Source organism: Sphingomonas sp. QA11, assembly GCF_028473665.1.
GTDB classification, from domain to species: Bacteria; Pseudomonadota; Alphaproteobacteria; order Sphingomonadales; family Sphingomonadaceae; genus Sphingomonas; species Sphingomonas phytovorans.
This window is the reverse complement of record NZ_CP098774.1, coordinates 4159946-4174882: the sequence shown is the minus strand read 5'-3', so window position 1 is coordinate 4174882 and position 14937 is coordinate 4159946. Positions and strand designations below refer to the sequence as shown.

General features: G+C 65.8%; 11 protein-coding genes. 6 read left to right on the top strand and 5 right to left on the bottom strand.

All coding sequences use genetic code 11. The features are described from left to right. Positions 1-53: 53 nt before the first annotated feature. Genes NDN01_RS19220 through NDN01_RS19200 form a run of 5 tightly spaced genes read left to right on the top strand, consistent with a single transcriptional unit; the run spans position 54 to position 6677 of the window. Positions 54-1316, top strand: a complete 1263-nt coding sequence (locus tag NDN01_RS19220; RefSeq protein WP_272623362.1) for a TolC family protein — start codon at positions 54-56, stop codon at positions 1314-1316. After that, positions 1313-2476, top strand: a complete 1164-nt coding sequence (locus NDN01_RS19215) for an efflux RND transporter periplasmic adaptor subunit (RefSeq protein ID WP_272623360.1) — start codon at positions 1313-1315, stop codon at positions 2474-2476. The genes NDN01_RS19220 and NDN01_RS19215 overlap by 4 nt, the downstream gene beginning before the upstream one ends. A gap of 3 nt (positions 2477-2479) precedes the next feature. Beyond that, complete coding sequence (locus tag NDN01_RS19210; RefSeq protein ID WP_272623359.1) at positions 2480-5737, top strand: efflux RND transporter permease subunit; 3258 nt, start codon at positions 2480-2482, stop codon at positions 5735-5737. An 11-nt stretch (positions 5738-5748) separates the two neighbouring features. Continuing rightward, positions 5749-5991, top strand: coding sequence for a DUF190 domain-containing protein (locus NDN01_RS19205; protein ID WP_272623357.1), 243 nt, complete (start codon positions 5749-5751; stop codon positions 5989-5991). Further along, entirely contained in the window at positions 5991-6677 is a 687-nt protein-coding gene (locus NDN01_RS19200; RefSeq protein ID WP_272623355.1) for a ZIP family metal transporter, read from the top strand. Before NDN01_RS19205 ends, NDN01_RS19200 begins: the two co-directional genes overlap by 1 nt. Before the next feature lie 172 nt (positions 6678-6849). Here the strand turns inward: NDN01_RS19200 and NDN01_RS19195 are convergent, their stop codons facing one another. The 3 genes from NDN01_RS19195 to NDN01_RS19185 form a co-directional block, all read right to left on the bottom strand. Next, positions 6850-7179 (bottom strand): NIPSNAP family protein, encoded by a 330-nt coding sequence (locus NDN01_RS19195; RefSeq protein ID WP_272623353.1) that lies wholly within the window; start codon positions 7177-7179, stop codon positions 6850-6852. Between the two features lie 125 nt (positions 7180-7304). Then, complete coding sequence (locus NDN01_RS19190) at positions 7305-9314, bottom strand: acyltransferase family protein (RefSeq protein ID WP_272623351.1); 2010 nt, start codon at positions 9312-9314, stop codon at positions 7305-7307. Positions 9315-9346: 32 nt separating this feature from the next. Next, positions 9347-10972 carry an alkaline phosphatase D family protein gene (locus NDN01_RS19185; RefSeq protein WP_272628316.1) on the bottom strand — a complete coding sequence of 542 codons (1626 nt, stop codon included), beginning with the start codon at positions 10970-10972 and terminating at the stop codon, positions 9347-9349. 90 nt (positions 10973-11062) lie between these two features. Between NDN01_RS19185 and NDN01_RS19180 the strand changes: the two genes are divergently transcribed. Then, positions 11063-12556: a hypothetical protein gene (locus tag NDN01_RS19180; RefSeq protein WP_272623350.1), complete on the top strand. Its 1494-nt coding sequence runs from the start codon at positions 11063-11065 to the stop codon at positions 12554-12556. Here NDN01_RS19180 and NDN01_RS19175 read toward each other — a convergent pair. Together NDN01_RS19175 and NDN01_RS19170 are read right to left on the bottom strand one after the other, a co-directional pair. Beyond that, positions 12553-12894: a hypothetical protein gene (locus NDN01_RS19175; RefSeq protein WP_272623348.1), complete on the bottom strand. Its 342-nt coding sequence runs from the start codon at positions 12892-12894 to the stop codon at positions 12553-12555. The genes NDN01_RS19180 and NDN01_RS19175 overlap by 4 nt on opposite strands. A 235-nt stretch (positions 12895-13129) precedes the next feature. After that, positions 13130-14893: a hypothetical protein gene (locus tag NDN01_RS19170; protein ID WP_272623346.1), complete on the bottom strand. Its 1764-nt coding sequence runs from the start codon at positions 14891-14893 to the stop codon at positions 13130-13132. Positions 14894-14937: the final 44 nt, after the last annotated feature.

The window sequence follows — 14937 nt, the reverse complement described above, 5'->3', positions numbered from 1 at the left end:
CCCGCCGGCCCTGAGCCGCGCGGGACTCGTCTGGTTTGTCAGGAGTTTCATAGATGCATCGATTTGTCGCGGCGTTGCTCGCCGCGGCGTCCTGTGCCGGTGTGGCGCAGGCGCAGACTTCACCGCCCGTAGAGGCGGGTGAGGTCCTCACCCTGGATTCGGCGCTCGCTCAAGCGGGTGTCTCCTCTCCTCAAGCGACGGCCGCGACCGCGGGCATCCGCGCGGCTGAAGCGGGCCGGACGGTGGCTGGTCTCAGGCCCAACCCGTCGGTTTCCGCGCAGTCCGAAAATGTCGTCGGCAGCGGACCCTATCGCGGGTTCGACCAGGCCGAGACTACGGTTACCTTCTCGATGCCGCTCGAGCTGGGCGGCAAGCGCGGTGCGCGAATCGGCGTCGCGGACGCGCGAATCGGGCGTGCGGAACTGGAAGCGGCGATCACGCGTGCCGATGTTCGGCTGCGTGTCACCCAGGCCTATATCGAGGCAGTCGCGGCTGACCGCCGCCTTATCATCGCGCGGGATCAGCTGCGCATCGCCAATGAGTCGCTGCGGGTTGCCAGGGATCGGGTGATGGTCGGCGAGAGTTCGCCGATCGACGAGCAGCGCACCTCGGTTGCCCAGATCAACGCGCAAACCGGACTGGAGCGCGCCGAGCGCGGCTTCCAGGTCGCCCGCGACAATCTGGCATTGCTGCTCGGACAGCCTCTTGCGGGGCCCCTCGACCAGGCCTGGTTCGATCGCGTCCGTGCCGTTGGCCCGGAAATGCGGCCGACGGGGGAGGGCACGCTGGCCTATGCAGCGGCGAGCGCCGACCTGCTGATCGCCGGCGCCAATGTCCGGCTCGCGCGCAGCCAGCGTGTGCCTGATCTGACGCTCAGCGCAGGTGCGCGGCGGTTCTCGGCGACCGGTGGCACCGCAGCGGTGCTTGGCATCTCAGTACCGTTACCGTTCTTCAACAACGGGCGCGCCTCGGTCTCGCAGGCAAATGCCGAACTCAATCAGGCCGGGGCGCGGCGGCGGGCAATAAAGCTCGACGCCGAGCAGGACATCGCAATCGTCCAGCGGGACCGGGACAATGCGGCGGCCAGCGTCCGGGCTTCCGGGCCGGCGCTCGCGGCGGCAATGGAGGCCGCCCGCATCGCCCGTCTCGGCTACGGCCAGGGCAAGTTCGACCAGCTCGTGCTGCTCGATGCCGAGCGGACTCTCGCCGAGACCCGCGACGCCGCCGTCGATGCACTCGCCCAATATCATGATGCCGAGGCCCGGCTGGCGCGCCTGATCGCGCCCGCGCCCGCTTCTTCCGGAGACAATCAATGACGAACGATACAATGCGCCTCCTCGGTGGCGCGGCCGGCGTTGCGCTGATCGCGGCGGTCGGCGGCTATGGCATCGGCCAATGGTCGGGCGAATCGGCAACTCCCCCCGGGGCCGGGATTCCGAAAAAGGGAAAGCCTGCCGAAGTGCCGACCGACAGCGTGGCCATGGCGGAAAACGCGATCCGGCAGGCCGGCATCGCCGTCGAGACGATCAAGGAAGGCGGGCTCGGTGTGGAGATCATGGCCCAGGCGACCGTCTCCCATCCTCCGTCGGGCGAGGCGATCGTGACGGCGCGCGCCGGTGGCGCGGTGACCCGCGTGTTCAAACGGCTCGGTGACCCGGTTCGCGCCGGTGAGGCGCTGGCGATCGTCGAGAGCCGGGATGCAGCTCAGATCGCCGCCGACCGATCGGTCGCGAACGCCAGGGTCGTCCAGGCGCAGAAGGCGCTCGCCCGCGAGCAATATCTCTACAAGGAGCGCGTTTCGGCCAAGGTCGAACTCGAACAGGCCCAGGCCGCGGCCGCCACGGCAATGGCGGAAGCGCGGCGCGCCCAGGTGGCCGCCGGTGCCGCCAATGTCACGCGGGACGGACGCGGCGTGATCGTCGCCAGCCCGATCTCCGGCAAGATCGCCGCCGAGGCGGTGACGCTGGGCGCGTTCGTCCAGCCGGAAACCGAACTGTACCGGGTTGCCGATCCGAGCAGGATCCAGATCGAGGCAGCGATCGCCCCGGCCGATGCCCGGCGTGTTTCGCCGGGCGACAGGGCGATCGTCGAACTACCCGATGGGCGCACGGTCGATGCCAGCGTCCGCGCCGTCACGCCGACGCTCAGCGGCGCGACGCGTTCCGCGACCGCGGTGCTGAACGTGCCCGCGGGCCTTCAGCCCGGCCTTGCAGTGCGGGTGCGGCTCATGCCCGCGCCCGGCAATGTGAGCAAGGCGATCGTCGTGCCTGAGGATGCCGTCCAGTCGCTGGAAGGAAGGGACGTCGTCTTCGTGCGAACCCCCCAGGGCTTCCGCGCGGTCACCGTCCGCCTCGGTCAGCGCAGCGCAGGCCGCGTCGAGATCCTGTCGGGCCTTCAGGCCAGCCAGAGCGTCGCGACGCGCAACGCATTCCTGCTCAAAGCCGAGCTCGGCAAGGGCGCGGGTGAGGAGGAATAAGCGATGATAGCGAACCTCATCGCGCTGTCCGTGCGTGCACGCTGGGCAGTCCTCTTTCTCTTCCTGGGCGTAGCAGGCGTCGGCGTCTGGCAGCTGATGAAGCTGCCGATCGACGCCGTTCCGGACATCACCAACAAGCAGGTGCAGATCAACACGACCGACCGCGGGCTTTCCCCGGTCGAGATGGAAAAGCTGGTCACCTACCCGATCGAGACAGCGCTGGCCGGTATCCCCGGGCTTGAGACGACACGTTCCTTGTCCCGCAACGGGTTCAGCCAAGTCACGGCGATCTTCTCGGATTCCACAGATCTCTATTTCGCCCGTCAGCAGGTCGGCGAGCGGTTGACCCAGGCGCAGGAAAACCTGCCCCAGGGCGTCCAGCCGCAAATCGGCCCGGTCACCACCGGCCTCGGCGAGGTCGTCATGTACACGGTCGGCTATGCGAATCCTGACGGCAAGGGCGCGAAGAAAGTCGACGGCCAACCCGGCTGGCAATCGGACGGCAGCTATCTGACGCCCGAAGGCGAGCGCTTGACCGACGAGATCGCCAAGGCCGGCTATTTGCGGACAGTCCAGGACTGGATCATCCGCCCGCAGCTGAGAACCGTCTCCGGTGTCGCCGGCATCGACTCGATCGGGGGCTATGCCAAGACCTTCGTCGTCGAGCCCGACCCGGTGAAGTTGTCCAACTACGGTATCTCGTACAGCGAACTCGGCGAGGCGCTGGAAAATGCCAATGTCGCGGTTGGCGCCAATTTCTTCAACCGCGCCGGCGAGGCCTATCTGGTTCGCGCGGACGCTCGAATCCGTTCGGTAGAGGAGATTCGCAACGCCGTCGCCGCGACTCGCGGCGGCATGCCGGTGACCGTCGGTCAGATCGCCAATGTGAAGGTCGGCGGCGACCTGCGCACCGGTGCCGCCACTATGAATGGCGACGAGGCGGTGGTCGGCACCGCGCTGATGCTGATCGGCGAGAATAGCCGCGTCGTCGCCAAGGCGGTGGGCGACAAGCTCGGGCAGGTGGCGAAGACCCTGCCGCCGGGCATCAAGGTGCAGGTGGTGCTTGATCGCGCCAAGCTGGACAATGCGACCGTCTCGACGGTCGAACGCAACCTGACCGAAGGTGCGCTGCTCGTCGCGGCCGCCCTGTTCCTGCTGCTCGGCAACTGGCGAGCGGCGATCATTGCCGTGCTCGTCATTCCCTTCTCTTTCCTGATGATGGCAATGGGGATGCGGGCGTTCGGCGTGCCCGGTAACCTGATGAGCCTCGGTGCGCTTGATTTCGGCCTCATCGTCGATGGTGCCGTCATCATCATCGAGAATTGTCTGGCGCGCCTGGCACACCGGCAGGAGCATGAGGGCAGGCTGCTCATCCTGCGCGAGCGGCTCGAGGAGACGATGCGGGCATCGCAGGAGATGATCAGACCTACCGTCTTCGGACAGGCGATCATTCTGCTGGCCTTCGCGCCGCTGCTGATGTTCACCGGGGTGGAGGGCAAGACCTTCTCGCCGATGGCCATCACCATCATGCTGGCTCTGGGTGCGGCGTTCATCCTCGCGATCACGCTTGTCCCGGCGCTCGTTGCACTGTTCATTCGCGGCAAGGTGGCCGAGAAGGAAGGCTGGCTTATTCGCAAGTCCAAGGAGCGGTATCTGCCGCTTCTCGACATGGCGATCGCGCGGCCCTGGCCGTTCATCGGCGGTGGACTGGCCTTTTTCCTGTTGGCCATTCCCGCCTTCGGTCTGCTCGGATCGGAGTTCATCCCCCAACTCGACGAGAAGAATGTCGCGCTCGCCTCGACGCGCGTGCCCTCGGTCAGTCTCGGCCAGTCGCTCGTGATGCAGCTCAAGGTCGAGGAAGCGGTGCGCAAGCTCCCCGAAGTGGAACTGATGTTTTCGAAGACGGGCACGGCGGAGGTCGCGACCGACCCGATGCCGCCGAACGTCTCGGATGCGTTCGTCATTCTGAAGCCACAGGACCAATGGCCTGCGGGAGTGACGAAGAAGGAGCAAGTACTGGCGCGCATCGAAAAGGCGGCCAGTGGCCAAATCGGTAACCTGTTCGAAGTCAGCCAGCCGATCCAGCTGCGTTTTAACGAACTGATCGCCGGTGTGCGCGGTGACGTCGCGATCAAGCTCTATGGCGACGATCTTGACAGGATGTCGGCCTCGGCCAACGAGATCGTCCGTGTGCTCCAGGGCATTCCGGGCGCGGCGAGCGTCAAGGCGGATCAGACTGGCGGCGCGCCCACGCTTGACGTCCGGTTCGATCGCTCGGCGATCGCTCGCTACGGGCTGACCGTGAAGGAAGTGGCGGATACCGTCGCGGCGGCGATGGGCGGGCGCGAGTCCGGCCTGCTGTTCGAAGGCGACCGCCGCTACGAGATTGCCGTGCGCGTTCCCGAAACCACCCGCGTCAATCTCGACGATGTGCTGGCGCTTCCTGTGCTTCTGCCGCAGGCGGAAGGCTCGACACGACGATCGATCCCGCTGGCGCAGGTCGCCCAGATCCGCTTCACCGATGGACTCAACCAGATCACCCGGGAGAACGGCAAGCGCCGCGTCGTGATCCAGATGAACCTGCGGGACCGCGATGCCGGGTCGTTCGTCGATGAGGCAATGGCCAACGTGGGGCAGGTGACGCTGCCGGCCGGCTATTATCTGGAATGGGGTGGACAGTTCCAGAATCTGCAGGCGGCATCCCGGCGCCTGTCGATCGTGGTCCCAATCTGCTTCGCGATCATCTTCGGTCTGCTCTACATGGCGCTCGGCGGCGTTGCCCGGGCGGCGGCGGTTTTCCTCGCCGTTCCGCTTGGCCTGGCGGGCGGGGTGTTCACCCTCGTCATGACCGGGATCGCCTTTTCGGTGTCGGCGGCCGTCGGCTTCATCTGCCTTGCCGGCGTCGCGGTGCTCAACGGCCTCGTGGTCATGACGGCGATCCGCGAGCGTCTCGAGGCAGGCGTCGCATCGCCCGAGGCGATCAGGCAAGGCATGGCGGAAAAGATGCGGGCGGTGATCATGACCGGCTTCGTCCCCGCCATCGGCTTCGTGCCCATGGCGCTTGCCACGGGTACCGGCGCCGAGGTCCAGAAGCCGCTTGCCACGACCGTCATCGGCGGACTGATCGCTGCCACCATCCTTACTTTGCTGGTACTTCCGGCCATCTCCAGGGTCATCCTTGGGATGGCCGATGGCCGCAAGGTCAGGCGTGAGGAGAATCAGGGGGTGGGCGGTGAAGCCGCTCCGCACCCTGCAGCTTGAGGAGGGACCGAATGTCCAACGTCGGCCTGCTAAGCATCCATACCGGCGAAACCGCCTGTCTGGGGAGCCGCAAGGTGTTCGAAGTCGTCGCCAGCCCCGCGCGTGACGTGGGGCTGGCCGGGACGGCGACGCTCGGGGCGATGATCGGCTTTGGCCGTTCCGCGCGTGTCCGGCGCCGCCACGTTCCCGAAAGCGACCGTGCGGTGGTGGTCGATATCCTCGGCGGCACTTTCGCTCAGGGGCGGCGGGGCTGATGTCCGCGCTCGCCTATACGCTGGTGCCGGTGGCGGCAGTCCTGCTCGGATCCCTCGTCGCCGTCATCCGCCGGCCCGGCGATGCGGTGATCAGCGCGATGCAGCACCTCGCCGCAGGCGTGGTGTTCGCCGCCGCCGCCACCGAGATCCTGCCCCAGGTGCTGCATCAGGCATCACCCCCGGCAACGCTGATCGGTGGCGGCTTCGGCATCGCGGTCATGCTTGGCCTCAAGCAGATCGAGGGGCGCTTTGCCGGCAAGGTCGCGTTGCTTGTCGCGGTCGGCCTCGATATCCTTGTCGATGGGCTCGTGCTCGGCCTGGCTTTCATCGCGGGGGCAAAGGCCGGGCTGTTGCTCACCATCGCGCTAACCCTTGAAGTGCTCTTCCTTGGCCTGTCGGTCACGACTGAACTCGCGGAAGGGGTGCGGTCGAAGCTGCGGGTGATCGCGATCGTCGCGGGACTGGCGTTGATGCTGCCGATCGGTGCGCTGGTCGCCGTGCCAGTCGCCGCGCTGCCGCCGGTGGTGATCGCCGGCTTCCTGAGTTTTGGCCTTATGGCCTTGTTGTATCTCGTGACCGAGGAACTGCTCGTCGAGGCGCATGCGAATCCCGACACGCCGCTTGTTACCAGCATGTTCTTCATCGGTTTCCTCGGCCTGCTGCTGATCGAGGAATCGCTGGGATGATCGGGTCATTACCCAATCAGCGAAAATCGCCGCCTGGGTTTTCGCTTTTCTGATGCCTTAATCTGGGGGGCGATTTTATTGTTATATTTCAATCGGATTTGGGGGCTGCCATCCGATCCGGCCTTCAGTCGGGGTGGCCCGGCGCCCACCACCGCGCCGGACGAGTGTCGAATCAGGCGTCCTTCGGCAACAGAGGCCGGAAGAAGGAGCGCTCATAGCGTCGGAAGCACTGGTTCTCGGTCGCGAAGGCGACTGCCTTGGCGACGTCGGGGTCGATGCTCGCGTCTTTTCGATATTGTTCATAGGCAGCGAGGCTCGGAAAGCTGAACATGGCCAGCGCGACGTCGCTCGCACCCTCGGACGGCAGGAAATAGCCGTGATGGGTCCCGCCGAAACGCGGCAGCAGGTCGAGCCACATCGCGGCATATCGTTCGAAGGCCGGAATCCTGTCCGCGTCGAGCTCATATCTGATGTAGCAAGTAATCACTGTGCTGGGCTCCATGGTCGCGTTGAGTGTAACGGGGCCTTAGGCGCTTGCCGCGTTTCGATCATCCGATGATTGTTCACGGATGGGCGGGCGGGGGCGTCCCTGGGCGGTACGCCGACGCCCGCGGGCCGTCGGAGATTCTATGGACGCGAGGGCCCCGGCAGTGTCGCGAACATCGGCTCGAACACCGGCGCGACGAAGCGCGCGCCACGTGCGCTCAGATGGTTGCCATCGAAATAGAGCGGGTAGCCGGCGTCGGTGATCCTGCAACTCAGCGGTCCACACAACCGGTCCGCCGGTTCGATTACGCTGACAAGGCCCTGTCGCTCGAGGTCAGACGTGATGGCGCGGAAGGCGGCGTCGCGGCGGAAATAGTCGGCGCGCGCAGGTTCGATCCGGCGCATCACACCCAGCAACTGCGCCTTGGCAAGCCGTCGGGGCTCGGCGAAGGGCGCATCCGGCACGTCCTGGACGATCTGCACCGCGATGCCGAGCGCGTGAAGTTGCTTCACGCCCGCCTCAAAGGCGCGCCGGTCGCCATCCGGCGGCTCCGGATCGGCGTGCTTGCCGCCGCGGTAGATGCTCCAATGGGCGGCCAGGAGGACGACCTGCGGCCGTTCCTCGGCGAGGAACCGCATCACCGCCGCGTTGCGGGCCACGCATTCCTGCTTATTCTTCGCCAGGAACATCCATTGGTTCGCCTGTTCTCCGTGGGCGCGGATCGGCAACAGCGGCGGACAACCAAGCGAGGTCAGGTCATATCCCGATACGTGATGGCGGTGGGCCAGCATGTCGAGCGCGGGCATATAGACTGCCGCATGCGAATCGCCCCACAGCACGAAGCTGGGGCGTGCCGTCGCGGCGCCGATGCGACAGCGCGTGGCGGTGCGGATCGTGGCGACCGGCTGGCCCGCGCACCCGTAATCGGGCTCGGGCCCACGTTCGTTCAGGTGCTGTACGGCCGGGTCGAAGCGTTCCGGCAGGCCGTTGGCGAGGTAGATGCCGATACCATAGAGCGCGAGCGCGCCGCTTGCGGCCGCCGCGCCCAGGAACAGCGTCCGCCTGGGCAGTAGCAGTCGGGGCTTGCGGAAGGGGCGCTCGATATAGCGCCAGGAAAGCCAGGCAATCGGGAAGGCGAGCAGCACCATCCCCAGCCGCACGAAGCGATAGGGCCCGAGCAGATAGTAATTGCCGAACACGAGCAGCGGCCAGTGCCAGAGATACAGCGAATAGGAGATCAGCCCGATCGCCACCAGCGGCGTTGTGCCCAGCACCCGTCCGATGCGCGACCCGGGCGCCTGCGTTCCGTAGAGGATCGCAGCGGTGCCCAGCACCGGCTCGAGAGCGTTGGCGCCAGGAAAGGCCGATCGTTCGGAGAGGCTCCAGATGGCGTGTCCGATCGCGGCGAGTCCGATCAGCGCGACTGCATCGCCCGGCCTGCGACGGCGCGGTGGGGGCAGGATGCCGGTGGCGAGCAGTGCGCCGACCATGAATTCCCAGGCCCGCGACAGCGGCGAATAAAAGGCGCCGCCGGGATCGTTCTGCAATGCCCAGACGCCATAGGCGAACGAGACCAGCCCCGCCGCGATGAGGGCGGTGCGCGTCGTCCGGGCCTTGTGCCGCACCATCAGGAGGAGGGTGGGGAACAGGATGTAGAATTGCTCCTCCACCGCGAGCGACCAGGTGTGGAGCAGCGGCGTCGCTTCACCGGTGAGGCTGAAATAACCCTCCCAGCCCCAGAACAGCAGGTTGGAGCCGAACAAGGCGATCGCCGCGAGGCTCTGGCCGTAGGTGCGGAAGTCGGCCGGCAGCAAGATCCAGGCAGCGATGCCCGATGCGACGAGCATCGCCAGCAGCGCCGGCATGATCCGCCGCACGCGCCGCTCGTAGAAGCCGATCAGGGTGAAGCGGCCGGCGTCGCTCTCGCGCAGGATGAGCTGTGTGATCAGATAGCCCGAAATGACTAGGAAGATGTCGACGCCGACGAACCCGCCCGGAAAGCCACGGATGCGGGCGTGGAACAGCACCACCGCCAGCACCGCGATCGCGCGCAGCCCGTCGATCTCGCGCCGATAGGCGGTGGCCGAAATCCCGCCTTGCTCGCCTGTCCCCGTCAGCTGCCCTCTCCCCTCGATTCGCCAGCACGGCATTACGAGGGGCGAGTCAAGCGTGCCGGGCTATCTCACGCCATCACGTTGCGGCCACGGGCGATGCTGGTGCTGTAGCCGACATTTCCCTTGGCCGAGCGTGTCTTGATCGTATCGACCATGACCCAGTCGTTGCTCACCCGCTCGGGCGTCAGGGTCATCGCCATATAGCCGCGTCGGCTGGTGTCGCACCATTTCAGCTCGGGATTGGCCGCGACCAGCGCCGCGGCGACGGCCTTGGGATCGGTCCCGAGCGCTGATTCATACCCGGGGGACGTGATGGCATGCCCCGCGAATTCGACGCCGGCGGGTTTGCCGTCCTGCGCGAGATCATAGGCCCAGGCATTGTGGCTGTCGCCGGAAATGACGACGAGGTTGGCGCCCAGCGCCTGCGAGGATTTCAGGAAGCGCGCACGCGCGGCGGGATAGCCGCCCCAATTGTCGAAATTGAACGGCAGGCCGCTTTTCGCCGCGGCGATGCCGGCCATGATATAGCCCCTGGAGCGCTGGCTCGCGTCCGGCGCGAGCCAGCTCGCCGCCGCGGCCGGCATCACCGTTTCGCCCATGATCGTACCGAATCCGACCACTTGCCAACGCTGGCCTGCCTTGACGGAGGCCCGCATCGCATGCGCCAGCCAATCCTCCTGCTGCGACCCCATCATGGTCGCCGCCGGATCCTGCCAGGCACCGTCGCGGAACGCCTTCAGTGCCGTTGCCGGATCGGCCTGCTTGAACAGGGGGCCGATCTCGGGCTGCTTCGTCCGCGCCAGCAGCCGGGTCTCGGTACGGAACAACGTCGCCAGCGTACCAATGTCATAGGCCTTCCACGGCTCGTCGGAGACCGGCATCCACTCGCGGAACACCTGGATCGAAGCAGCGCGCCGGACATTCCAGTCGCCCTCGTCAGCGTGGTGGTTCTCCGCCCCACCCTCCCAGCTGTCGTTCGCCGATTCGTGATCATCCCATTGCACGATCATCGGCACCAGGCTGTGCAGTTTCTGCAGGTCGGGATCGGCGCGATAGCTTGCATAGCGCAGCCGGTAATCGGCGAGGTGGATCATCTCGGTCGCGGGTTCGATCCGCCGGCCAGGTACCGTTTCCTGCACCGACGGATAAATGCCGGCCGGATACTCGTAGATATAGTCGCCGAGATGGACGGCAAGATCGATGTCGTCGCGCGCCGCGGCATGGGCATAGGCGTTGAAATAGCCGAAGGGCAGGTTCGAGCAGGAGAAGATCGCCGCGCGGAAGCTTTTCACCGTGCCCTCGGGCAGTGTCCTGGTTCGGCCGGTCGGCGAGAAGCTCCCGTCCGGCGCGACGAAGCGAAAATGATAGGTCCGCCCGGGGGCGAGGCCGCCGACGGTGATCTTCGCGGTATGGTCGCGCCAAGGGCCGGTGATCTGCACGCCGCCCGCGACGATCTTCGCGAAGTCGGCCGTTTCGGACAGTTCCGCCTTCAGCTCGACCGCGTCGCCGTTGGCGGGGACGTAGCGTGTCCATAGCAGGATCGAATCGGCCGACGGCTCGCCGCTCGCGACCGAATGGGTGAAGCCCGTGCCATGGGCGACATTGGGCGTCTGGGCGAAGCCCGGAATGGCGAAGGCGCCGAGGCCAAGCGACCCCGTCAGCATGAACGAGCGGCGATCGATCCGGTGGTGCATCGGCATTTCCTTCTTCCTGCCGGCTGTCCCTGCACCTGCTCTATGGCGGCTCCGTGACAGCAGGTGCCATCGCTTCTAAGGGCTGGTTCGATGTCTCGATTATTTTCCCTGGCCGCTGACCGGCTGACGGCGCCTGCGACGCCGGGCCGGCGACTGATCGTCATCGCCGTCGTGGCGATCATCGCCCGCGCGATCACCTTCGGCAGCCCGGTCGTCCATGTCGACGAGGAATTCTATTTCGTCGCGGCGCAGGCCTGGTCTCACGGCGCGCTTCCCTATGTCGATGTGTGGGACAGGAAGCCGGTCGGCCTGTTCCTGATCTATCTGCCGGCGGCGGCGCTCGGCATGCCGCTCGGCATCTGGGCCTATCAGGTGATGGCGCTGGCCAGCCTGGTGGCGACGGCCCTGCTAATCGCGCGCCTCGCAGATCGCGCCGGCTGGGGCAGGGGCGCGCTGGCGGGTGCGCTCGCTTATGTCCTGTGGGTCAATTTCGTTGACGGGCAGGGCGGGCAGGCCCCGATCTTCTACAATCTGCTGATCATTGCCGCCGCGGCGCTCATCGCTCCCCGGGCGGAGGAGCACGCCCCGCGCCTGCGCGGCTTCGCGGGAATGGCGCTGGTGGGCCTCGCACTCCAAGTCAAATATTCGGTCGTGTTCGAAGGCATGTTCTTCGGCCTGTGGCTGTTGTGGCGCGACTGGCGATCCGGCGCGCGCTGGGCGATCCTGCCTTATGGCGCCGGGCTGGTCGCGGTCGCGCTGGTGCCGACGATCCTGTCCTGGCTCGCCTTCGCCTCGCTCGGCGCGAGCGATGCGTGGTTCTACGCCAACATCACCTCGATCCTCGATCGCAAGCCTGATCCGATGTTCGAGCAGATCGGCAATCTGGTGAAGATTCTGCTGATCACTTCGCCACTGATCGCCGCGACCCTGCTGGCGATCGGCTCGGACGGGGTGCGGACGCGGGAGACGCGCGGGGTGCGGCGCTGGCTCTTCGCCTGGACCGCCGCGGCGGCGCTCGGGTTGCTCGTTTTCGGGTCCTGGTTCGAACATTATGCGCTGCCGCTGATGGTGCCACTCGCCATCTGCTCGGCCGGTTTTTTCGGCGATCATCGCACCGGTCCGCGCGTCGCGTTGCCGGTTTTGCTGCTTGCCTTTGTCGGCGGCCAGACGACGCTGGTGGTCAAGCGCAACAATCGCGGCACGCCCGAGCAATTCTATGCCGTCGCGGATACGATCGGGCACGGGCCGGGCTGCCTCTACGTTTATTCGGGGGAAAGTGCCTTCTATCCCGCCAGCGGCCGTTGCGCGCTGACCCGCTATATCTTCCCGAGCCATCTCGGGCGCATGCGCGAGGAGGGCGCGATCGGCGTCGATCAACAGGTGGAGATCGAGCGCATCCTTGCGCTGAAGCCTGCCATCGTCGTCCTGCGCCCGGCGTACCACGGTGAGCGCGCCGACCTTCGGGCGCTGGTGATGGCCGAAATGCGCCGGAACTACCGCTTGCAGGCGGTCAGGACGCTCGGCAACCAGGCGATAGAGATTTTCGCACGTCGCGAACCCGGCATGTCGGGTGGCCCGCTCTAGTTGAGAAGCCTCAAGAGGTTGTTCATCGGCCGCTCCGGGCGGCTGATAACCAGCAGGAAGGGAAGCAGGCAGAGGCTTGCCAGCGAGAAGCCAATCGTTCTCAAACTGTTGGATTCGGCGCGCGTTCCGCTGAGCTGCCCGACCAGGCCCCAGAGCAGCGCCTGCCAAGCCAGCGCGAACGACACGCCCACTATTCGAATAGTGAGCGGATTGGGGAACGCCGTGTTCAGGGCGGCACTTGGATGCCGAAGCGGTCCGACAAACATCGGAGGTGCGGCGAGTGTGTTGAGTCCGCAGTTTTCCGCCACGAAACGGTCCACGCCGCCGTCAATTGTCACCCGTGCCTGAAATCGTCAGCCGACTTCATCAGTGTAGATCGGTACCAGCATGCCCAATGCGATCGAACATAGAACCATGGCGGCGGCGATATAGGCGGATGGCAGTCGGCGTGAAGGCAGCGCGGCCATAGAAACTTTCAAGATGTTTTGCGCCGGCCATCCGTGACGGGGCCTGGCACGTCAACTCGCCGCGCGGACTAGGGGGGAATCGCGCGGTTTCAGGCCCGGCTCACCCTCATTCCATGGTGCGACTCCACGGTTGTGGCTGGCGCACGTCCAGGCGACAGACCCCATGGAGCCCGTGCTTGTTCGCATAGGCCGCGACACGCGCATCATAATCGGGCGACGTCGAGTTCGCGAAGTTCCAGTCAGGTGGATTGAAGGTCGAAAAGCCATTGATCGTCGGCACGCGCCAAAGCTGTGCGAGCAGCATCGCATCGACATTGTGCGGATACAGGCCGTTGCCGCCCCCGTCTTTCGGATTCTTCTTCAGGGCGCTGCCAGCCTTGGTCGAAACCTCCTCGCTGGTCCGGGCGAGGACGACATAGAAGCTCAGGCAGCCGGTCGGCGGCGCGGGAATATGCCACAAGTCCCGTATCTGCCGCGCGCGGCTGAGTTGCGCGGCGGGTTCGGCGCTGAGCTGTTCGCCGATGAGGAAGCCGGCGATTGCTGTGGCGATCCACGGGCTTGCGCGGATCAACCGCATCGCGCGGTCGCGATAGACGGCGAACACCAGCAGAAGCACCGGCAGCACCAGGAAGAGCTGATAGCGGAGGACGATGCGAATGCCGCGCGCGCCGGGCACCAGGAAGTGCACGAGACCCCAGGGCGACAGGATCCAGAGCTGCAGCGTCAGTGCCCAGCTGATGACGATCGCCAGCGCGAACACCCGCATATCGATCGACGCCGGCGGCGGCGCGGGCACGGTCTTCCCCCTGCCGAGCACCCGGTAAAGGGCAAGGATCGTCAGCGCGAACAGGACCAGCGGAAAGCCAGTTTCATGCTCCCCGCGCAGGAAGCGCTGGGGCAAGGTCGATCCGGCGGGCACGACCGCCTTGAAGAGCGCCTCAAGGATCTGGAAAATCCAGCCCCAGACATAATTGCCGGGCCCGACATTGATGAGATCGGCGACCGTGACCAGCGGACTGATCATGTAGCCGTGGCCGCCCGTTTCGGCCAGCTTGGCAAGGTAGACCATGAGGAACGGAACGATGCAGAGCGCGAAGGCTGACCCTGTTGCCGCGAGCGAGACGATATGCCTGCGCGCCAGGACTATTGCCTTTCGTGGCGCGAGCTGGCCGGTCTTCCAGAGCCAGCACAGCGCCAGCACGCCCGCGAATAGCATCGTGAACCAGGCCAGATAATAGGATGTGATGAACCAGGCCGCCATCACGGCCGCGAAGGCACAGCCGAACGCGGCGCTCTTTCCGGGCCGCCCTGCCCGTTCCGCTCGCACCATGCCGAGCCCCAGCATCGAGACGACGGGAAGGAGCCCGATCGTGTGGAGTTGCGCATGGCCCGCCTGGATCGCCATCCCGCTCGCGATGGTGAAGAGGATCGCGATCAGCAGGGCGATCGGTTTCTCCCACCCGAGGCTCCTCGAGACCAGCGCGTAGGCGGAGGCGAAACCGATCGTCTTGAACGTGAAGATGTTCAGCGTGTCGGCGTGAAACGGGTCGGCGAACAGGCGCCAGAAGGAATAGACCAGCCCGTACAGGAAATAGCCGTCATTATAGCCAAGGGTATCGCCATAGGGGTGAAAATAGGCCGGCAGGTTCCAGACAGTCCCATGGACGAAGACATTCCGCCAATGCTCGAGCAGGCTGATCTCGATCAGCGAATCGCCGCGGTCGCCAAATCCCAGATCGAATCCACTGAGGATCGGTTCCCGGAAGAACAGGAACATCGCCAGGGCATAGGCTGCCAGGAATGACGCGACGCTCAGGAGGCGCGAGAGCTGTCGACTCCGGATGATCGACCGTTCGCCTGTTTCTCGCAAAATCCGGTCGCCTTCATGCCTGGCAGCGCCGCTATCGATATGAT

Excerpts from the sequence above, each read along its gene's own strand:
- NDN01_RS19220 (WP_272623362.1), top strand. The coding sequence starts at position 54 with ATGCATCGATTTGTCGCGGCGTTGCTCGCCGCGGCGTCCTGTGCCGGT.
- NDN01_RS19215 (WP_272623360.1), top strand. The coding sequence starts at position 1,313 with ATGACGAACGATACAATGCGCCTCCTCGGTGGCGCGGCCGGCGTTGCG.
- NDN01_RS19210 (WP_272623359.1), top strand. The coding sequence starts at position 2,480 with ATGATAGCGAACCTCATCGCGCTGTCCGTGCGTGCACGCTGGGCAGTC.
- NDN01_RS19205 (WP_272623357.1), top strand. The coding sequence starts at position 5,749 with ATGTCCAACGTCGGCCTGCTAAGCATCCATACCGGCGAAACCGCCTGT.
- NDN01_RS19200 (WP_272623355.1), top strand. The coding sequence starts at position 5,991 with ATGTCCGCGCTCGCCTATACGCTGGTGCCGGTGGCGGCAGTCCTGCTC.
- NDN01_RS19195 (WP_272623353.1), bottom strand. The coding sequence starts at position 7,179 with ATGGAGCCCAGCACAGTGATTACTTGCTACATCAGATATGAGCTCGAC.
- NDN01_RS19190 (WP_272623351.1), bottom strand. The coding sequence starts at position 9,314 with ATGCCGTGCTGGCGAATCGAGGGGAGAGGGCAGCTGACGGGGACAGGC.
- NDN01_RS19185 (WP_272628316.1), bottom strand. The coding sequence starts at position 10,972 with ATGCACCACCGGATCGATCGCCGCTCGTTCATGCTGACGGGGTCGCTT.
- NDN01_RS19180 (WP_272623350.1), top strand. The coding sequence starts at position 11,063 with ATGTCTCGATTATTTTCCCTGGCCGCTGACCGGCTGACGGCGCCTGCG.